Annotated in this window: 19 protein-coding genes and 3 tRNA genes; 9 read left to right on the top strand and 13 right to left on the bottom strand. The window is 55.8% G+C overall.

What is annotated here, in order from left to right:
• Nucleotides 1-4: 4 nt before the first annotated feature.
• A complete protein-coding gene (locus NWP14_RS24910) occupies nt 5-841 on the top strand; it encodes a GNAT family N-acetyltransferase (protein ID WP_331834509.1) in 837 nt (278 codons plus the stop codon).
• Between the two features lie 62 nt (nt 842-903).
• Here NWP14_RS24910 and opgB read toward each other — a convergent pair whose 3' ends face one another.
• From opgB to NWP14_RS24880, 6 genes are all read right to left on the bottom strand, one after another.
• Complete coding sequence (opgB, locus tag NWP14_RS24905; protein WP_346430439.1) at nt 904-3,195, bottom strand: phosphatidylglycerol--membrane-oligosaccharide glycerophosphotransferase; 2,292 nt, start codon at nt 3,193-3,195, stop codon at nt 904-906.
• Nucleotides 3,196-3,452: 257 nt separating this feature from the next.
• Nucleotides 3,453-3,947 (bottom strand): DUF2501 domain-containing protein, encoded by a 495-nt coding sequence (locus tag NWP14_RS24900; RefSeq protein ID WP_346430438.1) that lies wholly within the window; start codon nt 3,945-3,947, stop codon nt 3,453-3,455.
• 65 nt (nt 3,948-4,012) lie between these two features.
• Nucleotides 4,013-4,750, bottom strand: coding sequence for a DNA replication protein DnaC (dnaC, locus tag NWP14_RS24895; protein ID WP_095103971.1), 738 nt, complete (start codon nt 4,748-4,750; stop codon nt 4,013-4,015).
• Between the two features lie 2 nt (nt 4,751-4,752).
• Nucleotides 4,753-5,292, bottom strand: a complete 540-nt coding sequence (gene dnaT, locus NWP14_RS24890; RefSeq protein WP_346430437.1) for a primosomal protein DnaT — start codon at nt 5,290-5,292, stop codon at nt 4,753-4,755.
• Nucleotides 5,293-5,398: 106 nt separating this feature from the next.
• Nucleotides 5,399-5,872, bottom strand: a complete 474-nt coding sequence (locus tag NWP14_RS24885) for a threonine/serine exporter (protein ID WP_095103967.1) — start codon at nt 5,870-5,872, stop codon at nt 5,399-5,401.
• On the bottom strand, nt 5,863-6,639 hold the full coding sequence (locus NWP14_RS24880; protein WP_095103965.1) for a threonine/serine exporter ThrE family protein: 777 nt from the start codon (nt 6,637-6,639) through the stop codon (nt 5,863-5,865). Before NWP14_RS24880 ends, NWP14_RS24885 begins: the two co-directional genes overlap by 10 nt.
• A 288-nt stretch (nt 6,640-6,927) precedes the next feature.
• On the opposite strand from NWP14_RS24880, the gene pobA reads away from it, so the two are divergent.
• The 4 genes from pobA (at nt 6,928) to bglJ (ending at nt 10,591) form a co-directional block, all read left to right on the top strand.
• Complete coding sequence (pobA, locus tag NWP14_RS24875; RefSeq protein WP_346430436.1) at nt 6,928-8,112, top strand: 4-hydroxybenzoate 3-monooxygenase; 1,185 nt, start codon at nt 6,928-6,930, stop codon at nt 8,110-8,112.
• Nucleotides 8,113-8,135: 23 nt separating this feature from the next.
• The gene (locus NWP14_RS24870) at nt 8,136-9,005 is read left to right on the top strand and encodes a helix-turn-helix domain-containing protein (RefSeq protein ID WP_095103961.1); all 870 of its coding nucleotides are present in this window, start codon (nt 8,136-8,138) and stop codon (nt 9,003-9,005) included.
• Nucleotides 9,006-9,230: 225 nt separating this feature from the next.
• A complete protein-coding gene (locus NWP14_RS24865) occupies nt 9,231-9,953 on the top strand; it encodes a helix-turn-helix domain-containing protein (RefSeq protein WP_375216141.1) in 723 nt (240 codons plus the stop codon).
• Entirely contained in the window at nt 9,914-10,591 is a 678-nt protein-coding gene (gene bglJ, locus NWP14_RS24860; RefSeq protein WP_346430435.1) for a DNA-binding transcriptional activator BglJ, read from the top strand. The genes NWP14_RS24865 and bglJ overlap by 40 nt, the downstream gene beginning before the upstream one ends.
• A gap of 15 nt (nt 10,592-10,606) precedes the next feature.
• Here the strand turns inward: bglJ and NWP14_RS24855 are convergent, their stop codons facing one another.
• Entirely contained in the window at nt 10,607-11,065 is a 459-nt protein-coding gene (locus NWP14_RS24855; RefSeq protein ID WP_095103957.1) for a YbaK/EbsC family protein, read from the bottom strand.
• Nucleotides 11,066-11,404: 339 nt separating this feature from the next.
• Here NWP14_RS24855 and NWP14_RS24850 point away from each other — a divergent pair, with 339 nt between their 5' ends.
• The gene (locus NWP14_RS24850; protein ID WP_045860100.1) at nt 11,405-12,748 is read left to right on the top strand and encodes a PTS sugar transporter subunit IIC; all 1,344 of its coding nucleotides are present in this window, start codon (nt 11,405-11,407) and stop codon (nt 12,746-12,748) included.
• Nucleotides 12,749-12,791: 43 nt separating this feature from the next.
• Here the strand turns inward: NWP14_RS24850 and fhuF are convergent, their stop codons facing one another.
• Nucleotides 12,792-13,580, bottom strand: a complete 789-nt coding sequence (gene fhuF, locus NWP14_RS24845) for a siderophore-iron reductase FhuF (protein ID WP_095103955.1) — start codon at nt 13,578-13,580, stop codon at nt 12,792-12,794.
• A gap of 112 nt (nt 13,581-13,692) precedes the next feature.
• Nucleotides 13,693-14,739, bottom strand: coding sequence for a GGDEF domain-containing protein (locus tag NWP14_RS24840; protein WP_095103953.1), 1,047 nt, complete (start codon nt 14,737-14,739; stop codon nt 13,693-13,695).
• Between the two features lie 262 nt (nt 14,740-15,001).
• On the opposite strand from NWP14_RS24840, the gene NWP14_RS24835 reads away from it, so the two are divergent.
• Entirely contained in the window at nt 15,002-15,241 is a 240-nt protein-coding gene (locus NWP14_RS24835; RefSeq protein ID WP_041147516.1) for a DUF1435 domain-containing protein, read from the top strand.
• Nucleotides 15,242-15,263: 22 nt separating this feature from the next.
• Here the strand turns inward: NWP14_RS24835 and NWP14_RS24830 are convergent.
• From NWP14_RS24830 to rsmC, 4 genes are all read right to left on the bottom strand, one after another.
• Nucleotides 15,264-15,350: transfer RNA gene (locus NWP14_RS24830), tRNA-Leu, on the bottom strand.
• 30 nt (nt 15,351-15,380) lie between these two features.
• Nucleotides 15,381-15,467 (bottom strand) — tRNA-Leu (locus NWP14_RS24825).
• Between the two features lie 28 nt (nt 15,468-15,495).
• A tRNA-Leu gene (locus NWP14_RS24820) sits at nt 15,496-15,582 on the bottom strand.
• 170 nt (nt 15,583-15,752) lie between these two features.
• Complete coding sequence (gene rsmC, locus NWP14_RS24815; protein WP_095103951.1) at nt 15,753-16,781, bottom strand: 16S rRNA (guanine(1207)-N(2))-methyltransferase RsmC; 1,029 nt, start codon at nt 16,779-16,781, stop codon at nt 15,753-15,755.
• Between the two features lie 175 nt (nt 16,782-16,956).
• Between rsmC and NWP14_RS24810 the strand changes: the two genes are divergently transcribed.
• Both NWP14_RS24810 and rimI read left to right on the top strand, forming a co-directional pair.
• The gene (locus tag NWP14_RS24810) at nt 16,957-17,370 is read left to right on the top strand and encodes a DNA polymerase III subunit psi (RefSeq protein WP_095103949.1); all 414 of its coding nucleotides are present in this window, start codon (nt 16,957-16,959) and stop codon (nt 17,368-17,370) included.
• The gene (rimI, locus tag NWP14_RS24805; protein WP_095103947.1) at nt 17,339-17,785 is read left to right on the top strand and encodes a ribosomal protein S18-alanine N-acetyltransferase; all 447 of its coding nucleotides are present in this window, start codon (nt 17,339-17,341) and stop codon (nt 17,783-17,785) included. Before NWP14_RS24810 ends, rimI begins: the two co-directional genes overlap by 32 nt.
• The last annotated feature ends 1 nt before the right edge of the window (nt 17,786 follow it).

The following is a 17,786-nucleotide window of genomic DNA, read 5'->3' as shown; positions in this document are numbered from 1 at the left end:
ACATATGGAATTGACCGCCGTCCCCGCCACCTGCTTTAGCAGCGAACAGCTGACGACAATCCTCAGCGACTGCTTCGAAGATTACCTGGTGCCCGTTGCGCTGTCGGTAGAGGTGTTTGTGCATCGCTTCAGCTCTGAAGGGCTGAGCCTGCTGGATTCTTGCGTCTGGCTGGCGGGGGACACGCCGGCGGCAATCGCCATTATCACCCGTCGCGGCGATGCGGCCAGGCTGGCGGCGTTTGCCGTGCGGCCGGCCTGGCGGGGAAAAGGAACCGGCCGCTCGCTGATGGTATCGCTGATGGCCTCGCTACAGGCCCAGGGCGTGCGGCGGATGTGGCTGGAGGTGATTCGCGATAATCATGCCGCGGTTGCGCTGTATCAATCGCTGGGCTTTAGCGTTCGTCACGGGCTTTGCGGCTATCTGAGCTCGCGGCCGGAGGGCGAGAGCGCGCCGGTGCTGGAGCAGTGCGATGTGCTGGCGCTGACGCGCAGGGCGGGGGCGGAAATCAACGGTCGGCTGCCGTGGCTGATGGACCCAATGACCTTCAATACGCTGCCGTGCCGCGCGTTGACGCTTAATCAGCAGGCGTTCGCGGTGCTGGCGACGCTCACCGCAAAGCCGCAGCTCCAGCTGCTGTGGGTCGAACCTGCCGCCCGCGGCCGCGGCCTGGCGCGCGAGCTGCTTATTGCCCTTGCCCGGCAGTTCCCCGGTCTTGGCACCTCGGTCACCGTTCCGGAGTCGTTTACGCCGCTGTTCAGCGCGGCGGGGTATGCGGCCCTGGCGCTGCAGCAGTATGAAATGAGCGTGGAGTTCCCTGCTGCGGCTTCTGCCGGGCGGTAAGATAGGGGATCAGGCGGTTTTGCGTCGCGCCGTCCGGCCCGCAGAGAGCCGGACGGGCGGGTTTAGCCTTCGCGTTTGACGATTTTTATATCCACCATGCCAATTCCCAGCTGGCGCGGCGCGTGGCCGAGAATATTGCCTTCGTTGGTGGACTGCGGGTCCGGCGGAACGATAATCAGCGTATCGCTGCGCGACGGGTTGTCGAAATGCAGCGTGGTGGTGGAGACGTCATTCGCCAGCGTCAGCGTCTGTTCGCTATCCCCAACGCGAACCGGGATCGGCTTATTGGCGTTGGGCCCGTAGGCTTTGGCGGTGATCACCAGATCGAATTTCTCCGGCAGCGGGTTCTTAAACTCGATTTTGACTTCGCTCCCCAGCTGCGCGTTGGACCAGCGGCCCCAGGATTCCGGCCGGGAGATGCCGCTAAACTGCCTGACCTCCTCCGGCGCGCCGGCGACGTTAAACACGAAGCTGTCGGCCTTGTAGCGAATATCGTTATCGACAATTTTCAGCGTGTCGACGTTGCCTTTGTAGCGCTCCATATCGATGAGGGTATCTTTAAACGCCGTTTTCCCCTGCCACAGGGCCTTATCTACGCGCTGGACGGTCTGCTCGCCGCCGAGCTGGCCCTGCGATACGCACCAGTCGGTGGAGAGCGCCAGCTCGCTGGACCACAGCTGGCCCATCTTGTAGCAGCGGTCGATCCAGACAAAGTTATCGCGCGGGGCAAAATCGGCCAGCTGGTAGCGCAGCGGCGCGGAGTATTCGCTCTCCGGCAGCGGCTCGACGCGTTTATCGGAGACCCGTAGCAGTAGCGGCAGACGGAAGTGGCTGCCGGAGAAGGAGACCATGCTTTTCTGCGCGTCCACGGTGAAGTTTTTCATCTCTTTCGGGAAGTTCCACAGGCGGATGACGTCAGGCTTCCAGGCCAGCACCTTATCTTTCATATTGAGGAAGATGCCGGAAAGCGACTGCCCGGAGAGGCTGCTGCGGCCGAGGCCGATGTAGTTATCGCCGCCGAGGATATCCAGCACCGTGGCGCCGTTGTCCATAGTATTACGCTTCACCGCCAGCGTATCCTGCTGCGGCTGGTCGCCGCGCAGCACAAAGAACAGGTTGCTGCGATCCTGCTTGTTCAGGTATTCCCAGGCGGTGTTTTTCATCGCCAGGTGATCGGAAGAGACCACGATCACCGTGTTTTTGAAATAGGGCGAGGCTTTGATCTTCTCGATAAGCGCCGCGATATGCTCCTGGCTGCAGCTTACCGCGCTAAAGGAGAGGTTCTTTTTACCGCCCATTTCATAGCTTTTTCGCTGGCAGGTGCGGGAAATAAAGCCGTCAGGATGGTGGGTATCCACCGTCAGCGCAAAGAGCGAGAAGCGTTTACCGGATTGCGAAAGCTGTTCGAATTTTTTCCAGGTTTCATCCAGCACGGTATCGTCGTAGAAGCCCCAGTCGTTGCGATAGGCGGGGTCGGCCACCGTGGTTTTCAGCTCTTCAGCGCCGTACAGATGATCGAAGCCGTGGGACTTCAGGAACACGTCTTTCCCGGCGAAACGCAGGTTGGCGCCCTGTACAAAATAGTTTTCGTAGCCGGAGTTTTTCAGAATGTCGCCGAGGCAGATATTCTGCGGGAAGAAGCTGGACACCGAGGCCGAGGCGTTGCCTTCAAACGGTGCAAACAGGGGAATACCGCACTGCGAGGCGACCATCCCGGCGATGGTGTAGTCGGTACCCGGCAGCTGCGCGGTGTTGCTGAAATCGAGGCCTTCGTTTTTCAGTTTGCCAAGCTCGGGCGCCAGATCGGGAAACGCGTCGTTATCAAAATAGGTGCGTTCAAGGCTTTCGCCGTAGATATAGACCAGGTTGAGCTGAGGGTTGGCGATGCTTTTCGACGGCTCTTTATAGTAGGCGACAAAATCTGGATCGCCGTCGCGGGACTGCGATTTCACCAGCTCGCTAATTTGGCGGAACGCCGGACTGGCGTCAACGGAGGCCAGCGCGAGAACCAGCGCCAGCAGGCTGTAGCCAAAGTGGTGTGGATGATGACGGCGTCGGCGCAGTATCCAGCCAAGGGCGCTGAAAACGCTCACCAGCGCCACGATAATTCCGGCGCCGGGCAGGATATATTTGCCGACGCCCGCGCCGGTCAGGCTGTTGGTCAGGGTATAAAGCACCGCGTCATTAATGCCGTCGCCGGTGAAATAATCGCTGGCGTAGAGGGTGATGTTCAGGACGACAAACAGGCCCAGTACCGTCAGCGTAGCGGCAAACCACCAGGTATTGCGACCGGCTTTCAAGGCATAAATCACCACCGAGGTGAGAAACAGGGCGATGGATAACAACTCTGACACAGCTTACCCTCATTAGCGCCAGCTGACCGCTGGCAAAATAGATCGGTTTCCACGATATACTGTAATGGCAGCGCCATATTGCTGCAATTGTAGAGTCATGAAACTGTGCTGTGGTTCAGAATTGGTTTATAAGTCGCCATTTTTGATCAACGTCTCATCCTTCCCGGCGGGGAAAAATGAGACCATCAATGTTAAAAAACGGCGTTGCGGCCGCGTTGTCCAGGCTAAGGCGCCAAACGCGGCATCTGGGGAGAGCCTCAGGAGAGGAATTTCGCGCCCTGCTTGAGGACCAGATCGCAGGCTTTGGTTTTCACTTTTTCCGCCAGCGGGCTGCTGCCGAGGGTGCTCAGGTTCAGCTGCTGGCCGTTATTGCTGTTCAGCAGGCCCTGTAAACCTTCAAGATAGCCGGTATCCTCTTTCTGTTTTTCCGCGGTGCCGAGGCCGAGTTTATCCAGAACCTGGTTTTTGATGTTTTCGGTATTGGTCACCGAGGAGAGCTTTTGTTTCGCGCAGTAGGACATAATGCCGGCGGCATTGTTCATGCTGCTGGAGGTTAGCGACTGGCTCCCTCCGTTCAGCAGGCCGGTCAGCGAGGAGAGCGACAGCGCGCCGCTTTGCTGCGAACCGCTTTGGCTGCTGAGCTCGCTGGCGGCGCTGGAGAGGGAGTCCTGCCAGGAGGCGGCCTGTGCGCCGGCTGCGAAAAAGGCGCCGGCAATCATCAGAGTGCGGAACAAGGATTGTGCAGATTTCATAAGTTTACTCATCGTGGTTACTGAAGTATTTCCGCAGTATAACCCCGCCTGAGTTCGGAAATGTCTTAATACTCTTTGCCGGTGACCCGGTGACGATAGCTATCCCAGTTGAAAATCACCCACAGGCTATTGCCGAGGCGCATACGATCCATCACGCGCTCGCCGAGCAGCTTGTTCATCTCGTCCATGTTGCTGTTGGTTAACATTCCGGTCGGGCGCTTTGATGAGGAGCGGCGATCGACGATCTGATTGATGATCACTTTTTCATAGCGGGATTCGGTTTGCATACCGATCTCATCGATCACCAGCAGATCGACCCTGCTGAGATCGTTCAGCAGCTGCTCTTCGCTGATTTCCCGGTTGCCGAAGGTGTCTTTCATTGCCGACATGATGTCGGCGACGGTAATGATCAGCACCGATTTACCGCGCAGCAGCAGCTCGTTACAAATGGCGGCCGCAAGGTGGTTTTTACCGGTGCCGGGCTTGCCGGAAAAGATAAAGCTGGCGATGTTGCCGTCGAACTCTTCAACGTACTGGCGCGCTCTGGACAGCGCGTTCATCTGGCCTTCGCACTCAACCCGGTAGTTCTCAAACGAGCAGTTCTGGTGCAGCGGGCGGATGCCGGAGCGGTTAAACGTCCGCTGCATTTTCATCGCCCGGTTCTCCCGCTCAAGGGCTTCAGAACGCAGCTTGCCCTGCTCTTTCTGCCATGCCAGCAGCTCTTCACCGGTTTTAAACGCCGGTTCGATATGAGCAGGCATCATTTTTTGCAGGCGCTTCATCAGCTCGCCAACGTTTTTCATGCTCATCCTCTGAACCCTCGTGGAATATGGTTATCCGGCTCGCTGACCGTATTCACATCACGACGCGGCTGGCCGCCGTTGCCGGCGCGACCGATTTGCACGCTACGCGCCAGCTTTTGCTGCCACTGCACGTGATGAAAGACTTTGCCTTCCGCCTGCCAGTAGGCAACGAATGCCGCCAGCTCTTCCGGCGTGACCGCCTGGCTCAGGGCGATACCCCACAGCGCCGCGAGGCGCTGAAAATCCGCGTCCGGCTGCCAGTCGGCGTACATGGCGAATTTTCCCATAGGGATCGCGGCTGGCGCGGCGGCCGGCTCGTCAAAGAACTGCGTATCAAGCGCGATGTCGCTGCCGGGGCGTGCCAGTTTACTCTCCAGCTCAAGCAGCTGGGCCAGACGTTCCGGCGTCAGCGCATAGAAGGCAGGAGTATTGTTGGCAAAAACGGCAACGGCACCGTTGGCCGATTTTGCGAGAATGGCCGCAGGATCCTGAATGAAATCATCCAGGCCGCTAAAATCGGTAGTTAAAATTCGCGAAGACATAACACTATCTCAACTCTGAACAACGATAGAGTGGGGGAATAGCACACATAGTAGCACAGCGCCCGGCCGGGATGGAGCGACTGACCGATCCCGGCGGCGCGGCTCGCTATACCCGCGGACGCTTGCGGTACAGCCACAGGCCAGGAATAGAAAGACCGATAGATAGCGCACCAACGATAGACGATGCCTTTAAAAAGTTGCTTAACAGCATAATCATCATCTCTTCAGAATAACCAAAATGACTGATTTTTACCGCCGAGATCATCGCCGTATAGGCGGAGATGCCCGGGAACATGGGGATCACTGCGGCAACGGTAAAGATCTTCGGGTGGGCCAGGTACCAGCGGGACCACTGAATGCCGATACTGCCAATCAGCAGGGCGGCAAGGAAGGTTGCCCACTCGATATTAAAGCCCGCCGTCATCATCACCATACGTGAACCGTGGCCAATGGCGCCCAGCAGCGCGCACCAGCGCAGCGCCCGCTGCGGGACGTTAAATACCATCGCGAACCCAACGGCAGGGATGGCCGCCAGCGCCATGTCCTGAGCCAGAGCAAACAGATACGTGATTATGCCCATCCGCGCAGCCCCCACATGGTCATCGCCATCACCACGCCAATGCAGGTGGCAAGGGTCAGCAGGCTGGCGAGCGCCCAGCGCGCAAGGCCGGTGTTAATATGTCCTTTGAACATATCCGCCACGGCGTTTATCAGCGGAAAACCGGGTACCAGCAGCAGCACGCTGGCGGCCATCGCGACGGTTGGCGTGCTGGCAAACGCCGGTAAACGTAGCATCAGCCCGGAGATGGTGGTGGCGACAAAGGCGGTAATGCAAAAGTTGATCTGCGGATGCATCGAGCGGTGAGTCAGCAGCTGGCGGATATACATTGCGATGGTGCTGGCGCAGAAGGTGACCAGCGCGCCGTCCCAGCCGCCGTTGTTTAATTTGCAAAAGCAGGCGCAGGAGAGCCCAACCATCAGCACCAGCAGCCAGCGCGGGTAGCGCAGCGGCTTAATCTGGGTAAAGCGCTTTTCCACATCTTTATAATCCAGCAGCTTATGCTCGGCAAGGATCACTATATGCTGCACTTCGGTCACCACATGCATATTAATTCCGCGATCGATATTCTTACGCGTGGAGGTCAGGCATTCGCCGTCTTTGATGGTGGTGAGGACAATCGCATTCGATGAAATGGCGCTTTCCACGCTGTCCATGCCTAACGCCCGCCCCAGGCGAGTAGAAAGCTCCTCAACCAGCGCGCTTTCCGCCCCGTGTTGCAGTAAGAAAAGACCACACTGAATGCACAATCGCGTAATTGTGCGCTGAACTGTCCGATCTGCTTGCATAAATACCTGCTGTCAGTAACGCCCGATGCCGTAGTGTCCGTCGCTACTTTAACCTGAACTCTCGATTTGCCTGAGGGGGTCGGGATCAAATAATGTGCAAAAAGCCGCCTCCGGGCCGGATGGATAAATTTTGAACCGCACCACACTTTTATAAAACTGTTGAAAAGTGCAGTTTTTGCCGCCGTTATTGCCTTCTTTTTCCCACCTGACTTATCAAAAATGCACCTGAGAACTTTTAATAAACAAAAAACAAACAAATAATTAACCATTCGAGAGCGAGATAGCCCTATGAAAACTCAGGTCGCGATAATCGGTGCTGGTCCCTCAGGGCTGCTGCTGGGGCAGCTGTTGCATAATGCGGGGATTCGGACCGTTATCCTCGAACGACAGACGCCTGAATACGTCCTCGGGCGCATCCGGGCAGGTATTCTTGAAAGCGGCACCGTCGATCTGCTCCGTGAGGCGGGCGTGGCGCAGCGGATGGACGCAGAGGGGCTGGTGCATCACGGCGTTGAGTTTTTGTTTGAGGGGCAGCGCGTCCCGGTCGCCCTTACGGAGCTTAGCGGGGGGAAAAGCGTGATGGTGTACGGCCAGACCGAGGTGACCCGGGATTTAATGGTGGCCCGCGCCAGCTGCGGGGCGCCGATCGTTTACGGCGTCAGCGACGTGGTGATTCACGATGCAAAAAGCGATCGGCCGGCAATCACCTTCGTCAGCGGCGGGGAAACGCACCGCCTCAGCTGTGATTTCATCGCCGGCTGCGATGGCTTTCACGGCGTGTCGCGGCAAAGCATTCCGCGTGAGCTCCTTAAAGAGTATGAAAGCGTCTGGCCGTTTGGCTGGTTGGGGATGCTGGCCGATACGCCGCCGGTTAATCCCGAGCTGATTTATGCCCATCATGAACGCGGATTTGTTCTCTGTAGTCAGCGCTCACTAACTCGTAGCCGCTACTATTTACAGGTACCGCTTAGCGATAAGGTGGAGCAGTGGTCGGATGCGCGCTTCTGGGAAGAGCTGAAGAACCGCCTGCCGGATGAGCTATCTACAAAGTTAGTGACTGGTCACTCACTTGAGAAAAGCATCGCACCTCTGCGCAGCTACGTGGTGGAGCCGATGCAGTACGGAAGGCTTTTCCTGGTCGGGGACGCGGCGCATATCGTGCCGCCAACCGGGGCGAAAGGGCTGAACCTGGCCGCCTCTGACGTGAACTATTTATGGCGGATCCTGCGCGAATATTATCACCATAATCGCGCCGACCTGCTGGCGAGCTACTCGCGTTTCGCGCTGGATCGGGTGTGGAAAGGCGAACGATTCAGCTGGTTTATGACCCGCCTGCTGCATGATTTCCCGCAGCAGAGCGAGTTTGATAAAAAAATGCAGGCGGCCGATCGCCGCTATTATCTTGGCTCACGTGCCGGGCTGACCACCATTGCGGAAAACTATGTCGGTCTGCCAATGGAGCGCGTGGCGTAGCGTTGAAAACGGCAGGAGTCGTCATGCAGGCAGCGAATAGCGTTCCCGTGTTTAAGCTATATGGGGAAGAACGAGACTGGCCGACGCCGGATCTCCTGCACTGCGAGTCGATTTTGCAGCGCAGCAGCCTGTACGAGTGGCATATCCGCATGCATCAGCACGCCGAGCTGGTGCAGCTGCTGTATCTCCATAAGGGAAGAGCTGAGATCGAGATTGAGGGCGTGACGACCGTGATGACGGAAGCCTGCATCCAGGTGGTACCGGCGCTGTGCGTTCACGGATTTCGCTTTTCACCGGGCACTCAAGGGTACGTGCTCTCGCTGGCGCTACCGCTGCTCAGCCGTTTTGAAAACCAGTTTGGTCGCCAGCTCGATGTGCTCAGCCAGCCGCAGTGCGTGCCGGTCAGGCGCTCCCGAGGCCATGTTCGGGCGCTGTTTACGGCGTTGCGCGAGGAGTACTGCGAAGAGCTTGATGCGCGCGAAATGATGCTCCATTCGCTGCTTGGCGCGCTGCTGGTATGGCTGAACCGACGCTGTCTTCCGGCACCGGTAACGGCAGACAGAGCGGAAAGGAAGCGCAGCGCTATGCGTCACTTTTCTCGTCTTATTGAGAGCCACTATCGCGAACATATCCCGCTGGCGGAGTACGCCAGGCGGGTGGGTATTTCGGCTACGCACCTTAACTATTTGTGTCGTGAATTCCACGGCCGCAGCGCGTTAGGGGTTTTGCACCACCGGCTGATGCTTGAAGCGCGGCGGAATCTGCAGTATACCCGGATGACGGTAGCCCAACTGTCTGATTATTTGGGTTTTTCCGATTCCACCTACTTCTCCCGATTTTTCCGGCGCTATAGCGGCGTGTCGCCAAAGGCATTCAGGAACAGCATCAAATGAGATACCGTTATTCTGTCCCGCAATAAATTATTTTTCCTAAATTTCATTTTAAATTTTTCTAACTTATTGAGCGTTATTGCCTGTGTTAGCGTTCATGGTTGGCAAGGTCAGGCTAAATTCCTCGCCAGACCAATAAAGATTTATCTGGCACAGTAATATAGCTACCGCCAAATTATTCATCTTTATTATTAAAGGCGCGAGTCTTCGATGGGAAGCGGAGGGTTTATGTTACCGGGACAGGGTAAATACGGCATTATTATCAGTAAAATACCGGTTATGCAGCATGGACTGAAGGCGATAGCCGAGGAGCATCTCCCCGAATATGCCTTCTGCGTCTGCGGCTCTCTGGAGGAGCTGACTCTGCTTCAGCTGCGGCAGGCGGTGCTGGTGGTCGCTGATTTATCAGACGAAATCCATCAGCCCCGTGAGGTGTGTGAGGACTATCACTCGTTGATGATCCAATATAGAGACATTCATTGGGTCTATATGATTGGCCATTCCTGCGATCTCCAGACTATGGAGATATTAGTCTGTGCGGAAAGCACGCTCATTTCCAGCCATGAGTCGCTAAAACACCTGGTTGAGGTTATCCACGCGGACGCTACGGCGCGGGAGAGAATAAGCCAGACGCTATTATCCTCCGCGTTAGGGAATAGCGAAGAGAATCAGCCAACGGTGATTTTTCTGACGCTATCTGAACGTAAAGTTTTACGTTTGCTGGCGAAAGGCTGGGGAATTAACCAAATTGCCGCGCTGTTGAAAAAGAGTAATAAAACAATTAGCGCGCAGAAAAATAGCGCTATGCGTCGCCTCTCTTTGCGCAGCAATGCGGAAATGTACGCCTGGATTAATAGCGCTCAGGGAATGAAGGAGCTGAATATCTACGCCGCTTTTGGAGAACAAAAGCAATGGAAAAAAACAACTCACCTCGATATGTCGCTGTCGTAGAAAAATGCATGCTGACCGAGCTGGCGCTGCGTCATATATTAACCAGCGCGGGAGCGGGTAATTATATTGTGCGGTTTTTTAAAGATACCCAAGCGCTGCGCCGGATGCTGCAGTCTAAAAAAGTGATTGCCGTTATTTTTTCACTTTTTAGCAATCGCCTCTTTCGCATGGAAAGCCTGCTTTTTCTTCATGAAATCGCCTGTTCCAGTCCTGAGATACGGCGCATCGTTTTAGCGAATAATAGCGCTGAAGCGTGTTTGGTCAGCCAGCTGACGCCGTCCAACCTGCACGGCGTGCTGAATAAATCGATCTGCCGCGTACGGTTGCAGGAACAGCTCATTCAGCTGGTTAACCAGACGCTGCAGGCGGACGAGGCGCCGCTCAACCCAAATTCTGGCCTCGGCAGCCAAATTCTGAGCCCAACGGAACAGCATATTCTTCGCTATATGACCTACGGCTATTCGTTACCAGAAATAGCCGCTCAGCTGGATCGTAATATCAAAACCATCCGCGCCCATAAATTCAACGCCATGACTAAACTCGGCGTCAGTTCAGATATCGGCCTGCTGAGCGCGGCCGATATCCTGATGCATTTATCGGCCCTCGACGAAGATGCGGCGGAGGAGTGCCTTGAGTAACCCTGCTGCAAGTTTTTACAGGCAAACGTCAACCCAGGTTGCATCGGTGAGCTGGGCCATCCGGTCAGGAGAAATGCGAACCGCGCTGTGGATGGCGCCGGCCGCAGGCAGGACTTCCTGATACTGCTTCAGTGAAATATCGCAATAGACCGTCAGCGGGTTTTCCAGGCCGAAAGGGCATACGCCGCCAACGGGATGCCCGGTTAGCGTGACGACCTCATCGCTGCTTAGCATACGGGCCTTCGCCCCAAACGCTTCCTTCAGCTTTTTATTATCCAGACGCACATCGCCACGAGAGACGACGAGTATCACCCGGTCTTTTACCTTTAACGACAGGGTTCTGGCGATTTGTCCCGGTTCAACGTGATGCGCCGCGGCGGCGAGAGCCACGGTTGCGGTGCTTTGAGCGAGCTCGATGATTTCGATATCGGGGGCGTGTTCGGCAAAAAACTGCCGTACGGACTGCAGACTCATTAGGATCTCCTGATTAATGCCCGTTTTAATCTGGCATAAGCCTGGCGGAGTGTAAATATTGCCGGCTGATAATCGAGAATTTTTCCAATTTCTGGATCTTCTTCACAATCACCGCAACCGGTTACTGTAACCGGTTGCGGTTACGGTCGCTCAGATGAATACTGAATGGGTAACTTCCCTGCGTCACTTATAACAAAGAGCCGTGTATGAATCGTGCTGACTTGAGCAGTATAGCTGGGCGAATGGCTGATGTGGTTTTTCGCTCACAGAACATGTTTCATCACAACGGCAAGATAATCGTTGTTGGGCCTGTTTCTATAGCCTGTCAGGAGGGCTGCTATGTCTGCTAACCATGCTGCGTTTAATCTGATATTCCGCTTTGTAGAAAATTATATTAGCCCTGTCGCCGGGCGAATCTCGTCGCAGCGCCACGTTATGGCTATTCGTGACGGCTTTATCTCGGCCATGCCGTTTATGATCGTCGGTTCATTTCTTCTGGTTTTTGCCTACCCGCCGTTTTCCCCGGATACCACCTGGGGGTTCGCGCGTACCTGGCTGGATTTAGCAAAAGAGTTTGAAGGGCGAATTCTGACGCCGTTCGATATGACGATGGGCATCATGTCTATCTATATCTGTGCCGCGATTTCTTATAACCTCGGCAAGCATTACGTAAAATCCCACCAGCTCGATCCCTTTATGTGCAGCATGCTGTCAATTATGGCTTTTCTGCTGGTGGCGGCCCCGAAAACTAGCGGGACTTTACCGGTGGATAGCCTGGGCGGGACGGGGATCTTCACCGCGATCCTGGTCGCGATCTATTGCGTTGAGATGATGCGCTTTCTGAAGGCGCATAACATCGGGATCCGCCTGCCGGATCAGGTTCCACCGATGATTAAAAACTCGTTTGACCTGCTGATCCCGGTGCTGGTGGTGGTGCTGACGCTCTATCCGCTCAGCCTGTTCATTCAGCATCAGTTTGACATGCTTATTCCGCAGGCCATTATGTCCGTCTTTAAACCGTTGGTTTCCGCCGCTGATTCATTGCCGGCAATTTTACTGGCGGTACTGATTGGCCATCTGCTGTGGTTCGCAGGGATCCACGGGGCGGCAATCGTCTCCGGTATGCTGCAGATGTTCTGGCTGACCAACCTGGGCATGAACCAGCAGGCTCTGGCACAGGGCGCACCGTTACCGCACATCTTTATGGAGGCGTTCTGGACGTTCTTCATTGTGATAGGCGGGTCTGGCGCCACGATGGGGCTGGTTATCTGCTACCTGCGCAGCCGCTCAGCCCACCTGCGGTCTATTGGCCGTCTGAGCGTGGTACCGAGCCTGTTTAACATTAACGAACCGGTCATTTTCGGCACGCCAATCGTTATGAACCCGGTATTCTTTATTCCGTTCCTGCTGTCACCGATGGTGAACGCCGTGCTCGCCTGGGCGGCAATGAAGCTGGATCTGATTGGCCGGGTAATCTCAGTGGTACCCTGGACGGCTCCGGCGCCAATTGGTGCCGCATGGGCGCTGGGCTGGGATTTCCGGGCGGCGATCCTGGTGATTCTTCTGGCCTGCGTTTCAGCCATCATCTATTTCCCGTTCTTTAAGGTATACGAGAAACAGCTGTTAGAGCAGGAGGCGGAAGAGGCCCAGCGCGTGGCTGAAGAGAGCCAGCAAACGGCATAAAAGCACGCGGGCGGCGTTAGGGCCGCCCGCGTGAAAAAGCGGATTATTTTAGCGTGCAGTCTCCGCACTGCTGGACATCCGGCAGGCGGTAGCGCTGGCAGCAGGTACGCCGCACCAGCGCTCCTTCACGTACAACGACCGTACGCCACAGCGGGTTATCCCGGCCATCGGCAAACTGCTTTTCAAAGAAACAGTGCTGGCGCAGAGCCGCCGCCCGTTCCTCTCCCAGCAGCGTCTTCATCTCACCCAGATACCAGTTAATCAAATAGCCGGTATTGCTCCAGATAAGCTTCGCGTTGATATCGCCGGTCGCTTCCAGCGCCTGAATCACCGGCTGCAGGGCATCATTGACCAGCGTTTCGATCCGCGACTGCGGCGACTGCCCACTGCTGGCGGCGGCAGAGTGGACGTCGATCCAAAAGCAGGCCGCGCGGCCGGTTTCATGGAACTCTACGCGGAAATGTTCCGGCGCCAGGCTGATGGTTTGCTCTTCGCTTAACAGGGCCAGCATCAGAGGCGGTACAAGCAGGCCGATATACCATTGTGCCCACAGCGAGAGCAGCGGTTTTTGCTCGCGCGGCAGCGTTGGCTGATTGCGGTAGATATGATCGGAGTAGGTAGCCAGCAGGGAGCTCAGCGTAACCGGCGAGGACCACTCGGCAAGCGTCAGCGCGCAGGACGGGGCTTCTTCATCCAGACGAAGAAAATCCAGCAGATGCGGACGCAAGGCGGTGATTTTTTCCCGTATTGCATCCGCCAGCGCATGCTTAGCCGGCTGAAACGGGGCCTGCCAGATAACGTCATTGCTGAATGGGATTGAACGGTAAGCCATCAGAGCGCCAGATACAAATCTAAATGATAATGATTTCTGATACTAGTTGCTTGCGTAAAGGATGGCAAGATTTTTGTCCGCGCAGCGCTTCCCTGGCGGCGCGGCGATGGGATTAGCTGGCGAGAATAATATTACGGCCGAGGTTTTTCGCTTCGTAGAGCGCGCTGTCGGCTCGTTTCAGGGCTCCGTCGATATCGGCATCGATCAGCGGCGTCATCCCGATGCTGATCGTGACGTTGGTGGCGACGCTTTCATTAAACATATGGGCGATTTTCAAATCGTAGACCCGCTGGCGGATACGTTCTGCTGCCTGTTGAGCGGTCTCCGCCGTGCTGTTGGTCAGCAGCACCATAAACTCCTCTCCGCCAAAACGGGCCACAATATCGCGTGAGCGAACGGCGTTGCGGATCGCGGCGGAAACCTGAATCAGCGCCTGGTCACCCATCATATGCCCGTAGTGATCGTTGTAGGCTTTGAAGTGATCGATATCCAGCAGCAGCACATGATGGCCATTACTATCCAAAGCCAGCAGGGTATCCAGCCGGTTTTGCAATCCGCGGCGATTGTACAGCCCGGTAAGAGGGTCGAGCATACTCAGGTCATTGAGCGTATTTCGCTCCTTCAACAGCTTATCCATCAGGCCTTGGGTAAAGGTATCGCTGCGTTTCTGAATCAGGTTTTGTATCGTGATGCCCACAATGGGAAGCACAAAGCAGTAGAGCATACGCAGCCACTGCTCGCCTTCAGCAAGGATCAGGCAGGCAGCAAAAGTGGGGAAGGAGTGCAGGGTAAAGGCAATGATATTATTGGAAAAAGCGATCGCGCCAATAAACAGCACGCTTAACAGGGCGATCACCAGAAAGTTAAAATGCGGTGGCGGCATCATTAATGATTTTTCGCAAACGTGCCACGCCCACAGAAGGCCAAATATCAGAGAAATAAAGGAAATATTTATTATGCGATGCGAGAATCTCCAGTGCCATAGCAATAAAACGGTGCTGCCGGCGAAGATCAGGGCGCAGGGCAGGGTAAAGCTCACGATAGCAAAGAGTGGGCTAACCAGGGATAAGAATGCTGAAATCAAATTAAGGACTAAAAAAAGCCGTAAGGAATACTGATATTTTTTTTCGTAATGAGCTCGCCAGGATTGTGCAGTCATATGGGGGATATCATTATTAGTCGTTAAATTTCAAAATGATGGCTGCCAAAAATGAACAATAAAAAGCAATGCGCAATATAAGGTTTTTGCGAAATAATCAAATGTTTTAATATATAAGCGTTTCGCGCTTAATTTATCACCTTCATGAATGTATGTCATTACCGCAAACGTAAAGAATAAAGTTACCGCTATGGTTAACATGACAAATGATAAAAGCTATCATATGATATTGGTTATCATTATCGTTATGAGAGGTGAAAACATGTTGCAGCGGACTTTAGGCAGCGGGTGGGGCGTACTGCTTCCTGGCGCAGTCATTGCTGCTCTTGGGTTTGCTGATTTGTCGCTGGATGCCTGGCGCGGGTTGGTGACCCTGGGGCTGCTGATGTCTGCGGTGATGATCTGGCACCGACAGCTGCGTCATTTTGTTTTACTACCGTCATGCGTGGCATTGGTCAGCGGGATTATGCTGATGACTTTGAATTTAAGGCTGATGGGGTGATTCAGGGAGGAGTTAAGAATATTGGTGCGAGGGGGGGGACTTGAACCCCCACGTCCGTAAGGACACTAACACCTGAAGCTAGCGCGTCTACCAATTCCGCCACCTTCGCACAGTATTCTTAATTTTGATATCGCCTCGTTGGTGCGAGGGGGGGGACTTGAACCCCCACGTCCGTAAGAACACTAACACCTGAAGCTAGCGCGTCTACCAATTCCGCCACCTTCGCACAGTGCGAGCGATATCTGCGTGGTTTATGGTGCGAGGGGGGGGACTTGAACCCCCACGTCCGTAAGGACACTAACACCTGAAGCTAGCGCGTCTACCAATTCCGCCACCTTCGCATACCATCGACACTATGAAAGTATCGTTACCACGGAGGCGCATTCTAGTGGTTTTCAGCTATTCGTCAATAGTTAATTGTCCGGGCTGAATTGATTGTTGCAAAAATGCGCGCCGGGCAGCGGTAAAACGCCGGCGATGCGCGGTTTCGTCGCCGGACGGTAGCGAGGAGCTATTTCTTCGCCTGACGGGTCATCACGGTGCGGTAGACCTTAAAGCGACCGGTCTGAGCGAGGACTTCGTGGAAGCCGAAGACTTCGTCAAGCACGTCCGGATAGGGCAGGAAGGCGTTAGCGACAATGCGCAGCTCGCCGCCGCTGCCGAGGTGACGTACCGCCCCGCGAATCAGAGTTTGCGCCGCTTCCTGGCTGGTCTGCAGGCCGTCATGGAACGGCGGGTTGGAAATGATCATGTCAAACCGGCCGTTAACTTCGGAGAAGACGTTGCTGGCGAACACTTCACCTTCGATGCCGTTGGCGGCGAGGGTTGCGCGGCTGGCTTCTACCGCCGGGGCGCTGACGTCACAGAGGGTTAAGCGCACCTTCGGCGAGTGGCTTGCCAGTACGGTCGCCAGCACGCCCGCGCCGCAGCCGACGTCGAGCACTTTGCCCTTGGTATGCGGCGTCAGTGTTGAGAGCAGCAGCTGGCTACCGACGTCAAGCCCATCGCGGCTGAATACGCCAGGCAGGGTTTTAATCGTCAGATTTTCCAGCGGATATTCGCCCCAGTACTGCTCTGGATCGAAGGTTGGCTGTTTTTCCAGACGGCCGTGATACAGCCCACAGCGGCGGGCGCTGTCGACTTTGTTCAGCGGCGCGTAGTCGGCCAGCATCTGCTCGGCGCTGCGTACGCCGCTGCGGTTTTCACCGACCACGAAAATATCGATACCGGTCGGCAGCAGCGAAAGCAGGTTCATCAGCTGGAACTGGGCTTCCGGCTTGTTCTTTGGCCAGTAGTAAATCAGCGTATCGCAATCGGCGACGTCGCTGGCCTGCGCCACCAGGCCAAAGCTGGCATTATCGCCCATCTGGCGGCTCAGCACCTGCCAGTGGTGAAACTGCTGGGTGTGGACGCGGCTGGATGCGGTCTCCAGGCGTGCGGGCAGGTCATCCTGCAGGTCACCGGCAAACAGAACGCGGGCGGACTCGAAATCATCACTGTGGCGCAGCAAGACTTCACTTGCCGGGGTAAAAGCAGACATGAAACACTCCTTCATTAAGACTGGCGCCGATTATACACGTTATCCTTAGCGCTGCCTCTTTGTTGGCTTCCCCTACGCGCATCGCCGTATTCTGCCGTCGACGGGGGCGGAGTTTGTTGGCGCAAATACGACGGATTTGCTATATTGCGCGCTTGATTAACAGGAGTGTTTCGCTATGACATCCCGACGAGACTGGCAATTACAGCAGCTGGGCATTACCCAGTGGTCGCTGCGTCGCCCCGGGGCGTTGCAGGGCGAAATCGCTATCTCACTGGCCGGGCATATTCGTCTGGTGATGGTGGCGGAGAATCTGCCGCCGCTCAGCGAACCGCTAATCGGCGATGTTCTACGCGCGCTGGCGCTGACGCCGGATCAGGTGCTGCAGCTGACCCCAGACCGCGTGGCCATGCTGCCGCCGAACAGCCGCTGTAACAGCTGGCGGTTAGGCACAGACGCACCGTTGCTGCTGGCGGGCGCACAGGTAACTTCGCCCGCTTTCGATGAACTCCAGACCAGCGCGCCTGCCCGTATGGCGCTCTGGCAACAAATCTGCGCACATGAACACGATTTCTACCCTCAACGCGGCTGATTTGCCCCGAGCCTGGCAAATAGAAACTCTCGCCCACGCTTTTCCGTGGAGTGAGCAAACCTTCGCCAGCAATCAGGGCGAACGCTACCTGAATCTCCAGCTGGCGGTCGATGGTAAAATGGCGGCCTTTGCCATTACGCAAATTGTGCTGGACGAGGCGACCCTGTTTAACATCGCCGTCGATCCGGCTTTCCAGCGGCGCGGCCTCGGGCGAGAGCTGCTGGAGCGGGTTATTGACGAGGTCGAACAACGCGGCGTCGTCACGCTGTGGCTGGAGGTTCGCGCGTCTAACGCTGCGGCCATTGCGCTGTATGAAAGCTTAGGCTTTAACGAGGCGACCATCCGCCGCAACTACTACCCCACGGCCGACGGTCGTGAGGATGCAATCATTATGGCTCTACCGCTAAGCATGTAAG

Origin of the sequence: Klebsiella sp. C349492 (assembly GCF_042055345.1) — a bacterium.
Classification (GTDB): Bacteria; Pseudomonadota; Gammaproteobacteria; order Enterobacterales; family Enterobacteriaceae; genus Klebsiella; species Klebsiella scottii.
Note: the sequence above shows the minus strand (reverse complement) of the source record. Positions and strands in the feature narration are given on the sequence as shown.

Bases quoted from the DNA above. Each gene is read 5' to 3' on its own strand.
- NWP14_RS24910 (WP_331834509.1), top strand. From the start codon at position 5: ATGGAATTGACCGCCGTCCCCGCCACCTGCTTTAGCAGCGAACAGCTG.
- NWP14_RS24900 (WP_346430438.1), bottom strand. From the start codon at position 3,947: ATGAAATCTGCACAATCCTTGTTCCGCACTCTGATGATTGCCGGCGCC.
- dnaC (WP_095103971.1), bottom strand. From the start codon at position 4,750: ATGAAAAACGTTGGCGAGCTGATGAAGCGCCTGCAAAAAATGATGCCT.
- dnaT (WP_346430437.1), bottom strand. From the start codon at position 5,292: ATGTCTTCGCGAATTTTAACTACCGATTTTAGCGGCCTGGATGATTTC.
- NWP14_RS24885 (WP_095103967.1), bottom strand. From the start codon at position 5,872: ATGGGCATAATCACGTATCTGTTTGCTCTGGCTCAGGACATGGCGCTG.
- NWP14_RS24880 (WP_095103965.1), bottom strand. From the start codon at position 6,639: ATGCAAGCAGATCGGACAGTTCAGCGCACAATTACGCGATTGTGCATT.
- pobA (WP_346430436.1), top strand. From the start codon at position 6,928: ATGAAAACTCAGGTCGCGATAATCGGTGCTGGTCCCTCAGGGCTGCTG.
- NWP14_RS24870 (WP_095103961.1), top strand. From the start codon at position 8,136: ATGCAGGCAGCGAATAGCGTTCCCGTGTTTAAGCTATATGGGGAAGAA.
- NWP14_RS24865 (WP_375216141.1), top strand. From the start codon at position 9,231: ATGTTACCGGGACAGGGTAAATACGGCATTATTATCAGTAAAATACCG.
- bglJ (WP_346430435.1), top strand. From the start codon at position 9,914: ATGGAAAAAAACAACTCACCTCGATATGTCGCTGTCGTAGAAAAATGC.
- NWP14_RS24855 (WP_095103957.1), bottom strand. From the start codon at position 11,065: ATGAGTCTGCAGTCCGTACGGCAGTTTTTTGCCGAACACGCCCCCGAT.
- NWP14_RS24850 (WP_045860100.1), top strand. From the start codon at position 11,405: ATGTCTGCTAACCATGCTGCGTTTAATCTGATATTCCGCTTTGTAGAA.
- fhuF (WP_095103955.1), bottom strand. From the start codon at position 13,580: ATGGCTTACCGTTCAATCCCATTCAGCAATGACGTTATCTGGCAGGCC.
- NWP14_RS24840 (WP_095103953.1), bottom strand. From the start codon at position 14,739: ATGACTGCACAATCCTGGCGAGCTCATTACGAAAAAAAATATCAGTAT.
- NWP14_RS24835 (WP_041147516.1), top strand. From the start codon at position 15,002: ATGTTGCAGCGGACTTTAGGCAGCGGGTGGGGCGTACTGCTTCCTGGC.
- rsmC (WP_095103951.1), bottom strand. From the start codon at position 16,781: ATGTCTGCTTTTACCCCGGCAAGTGAAGTCTTGCTGCGCCACAGTGAT.
- NWP14_RS24810 (WP_095103949.1), top strand. From the start codon at position 16,957: ATGACATCCCGACGAGACTGGCAATTACAGCAGCTGGGCATTACCCAG.
- rimI (WP_095103947.1), top strand. From the start codon at position 17,339: ATGAACACGATTTCTACCCTCAACGCGGCTGATTTGCCCCGAGCCTGG.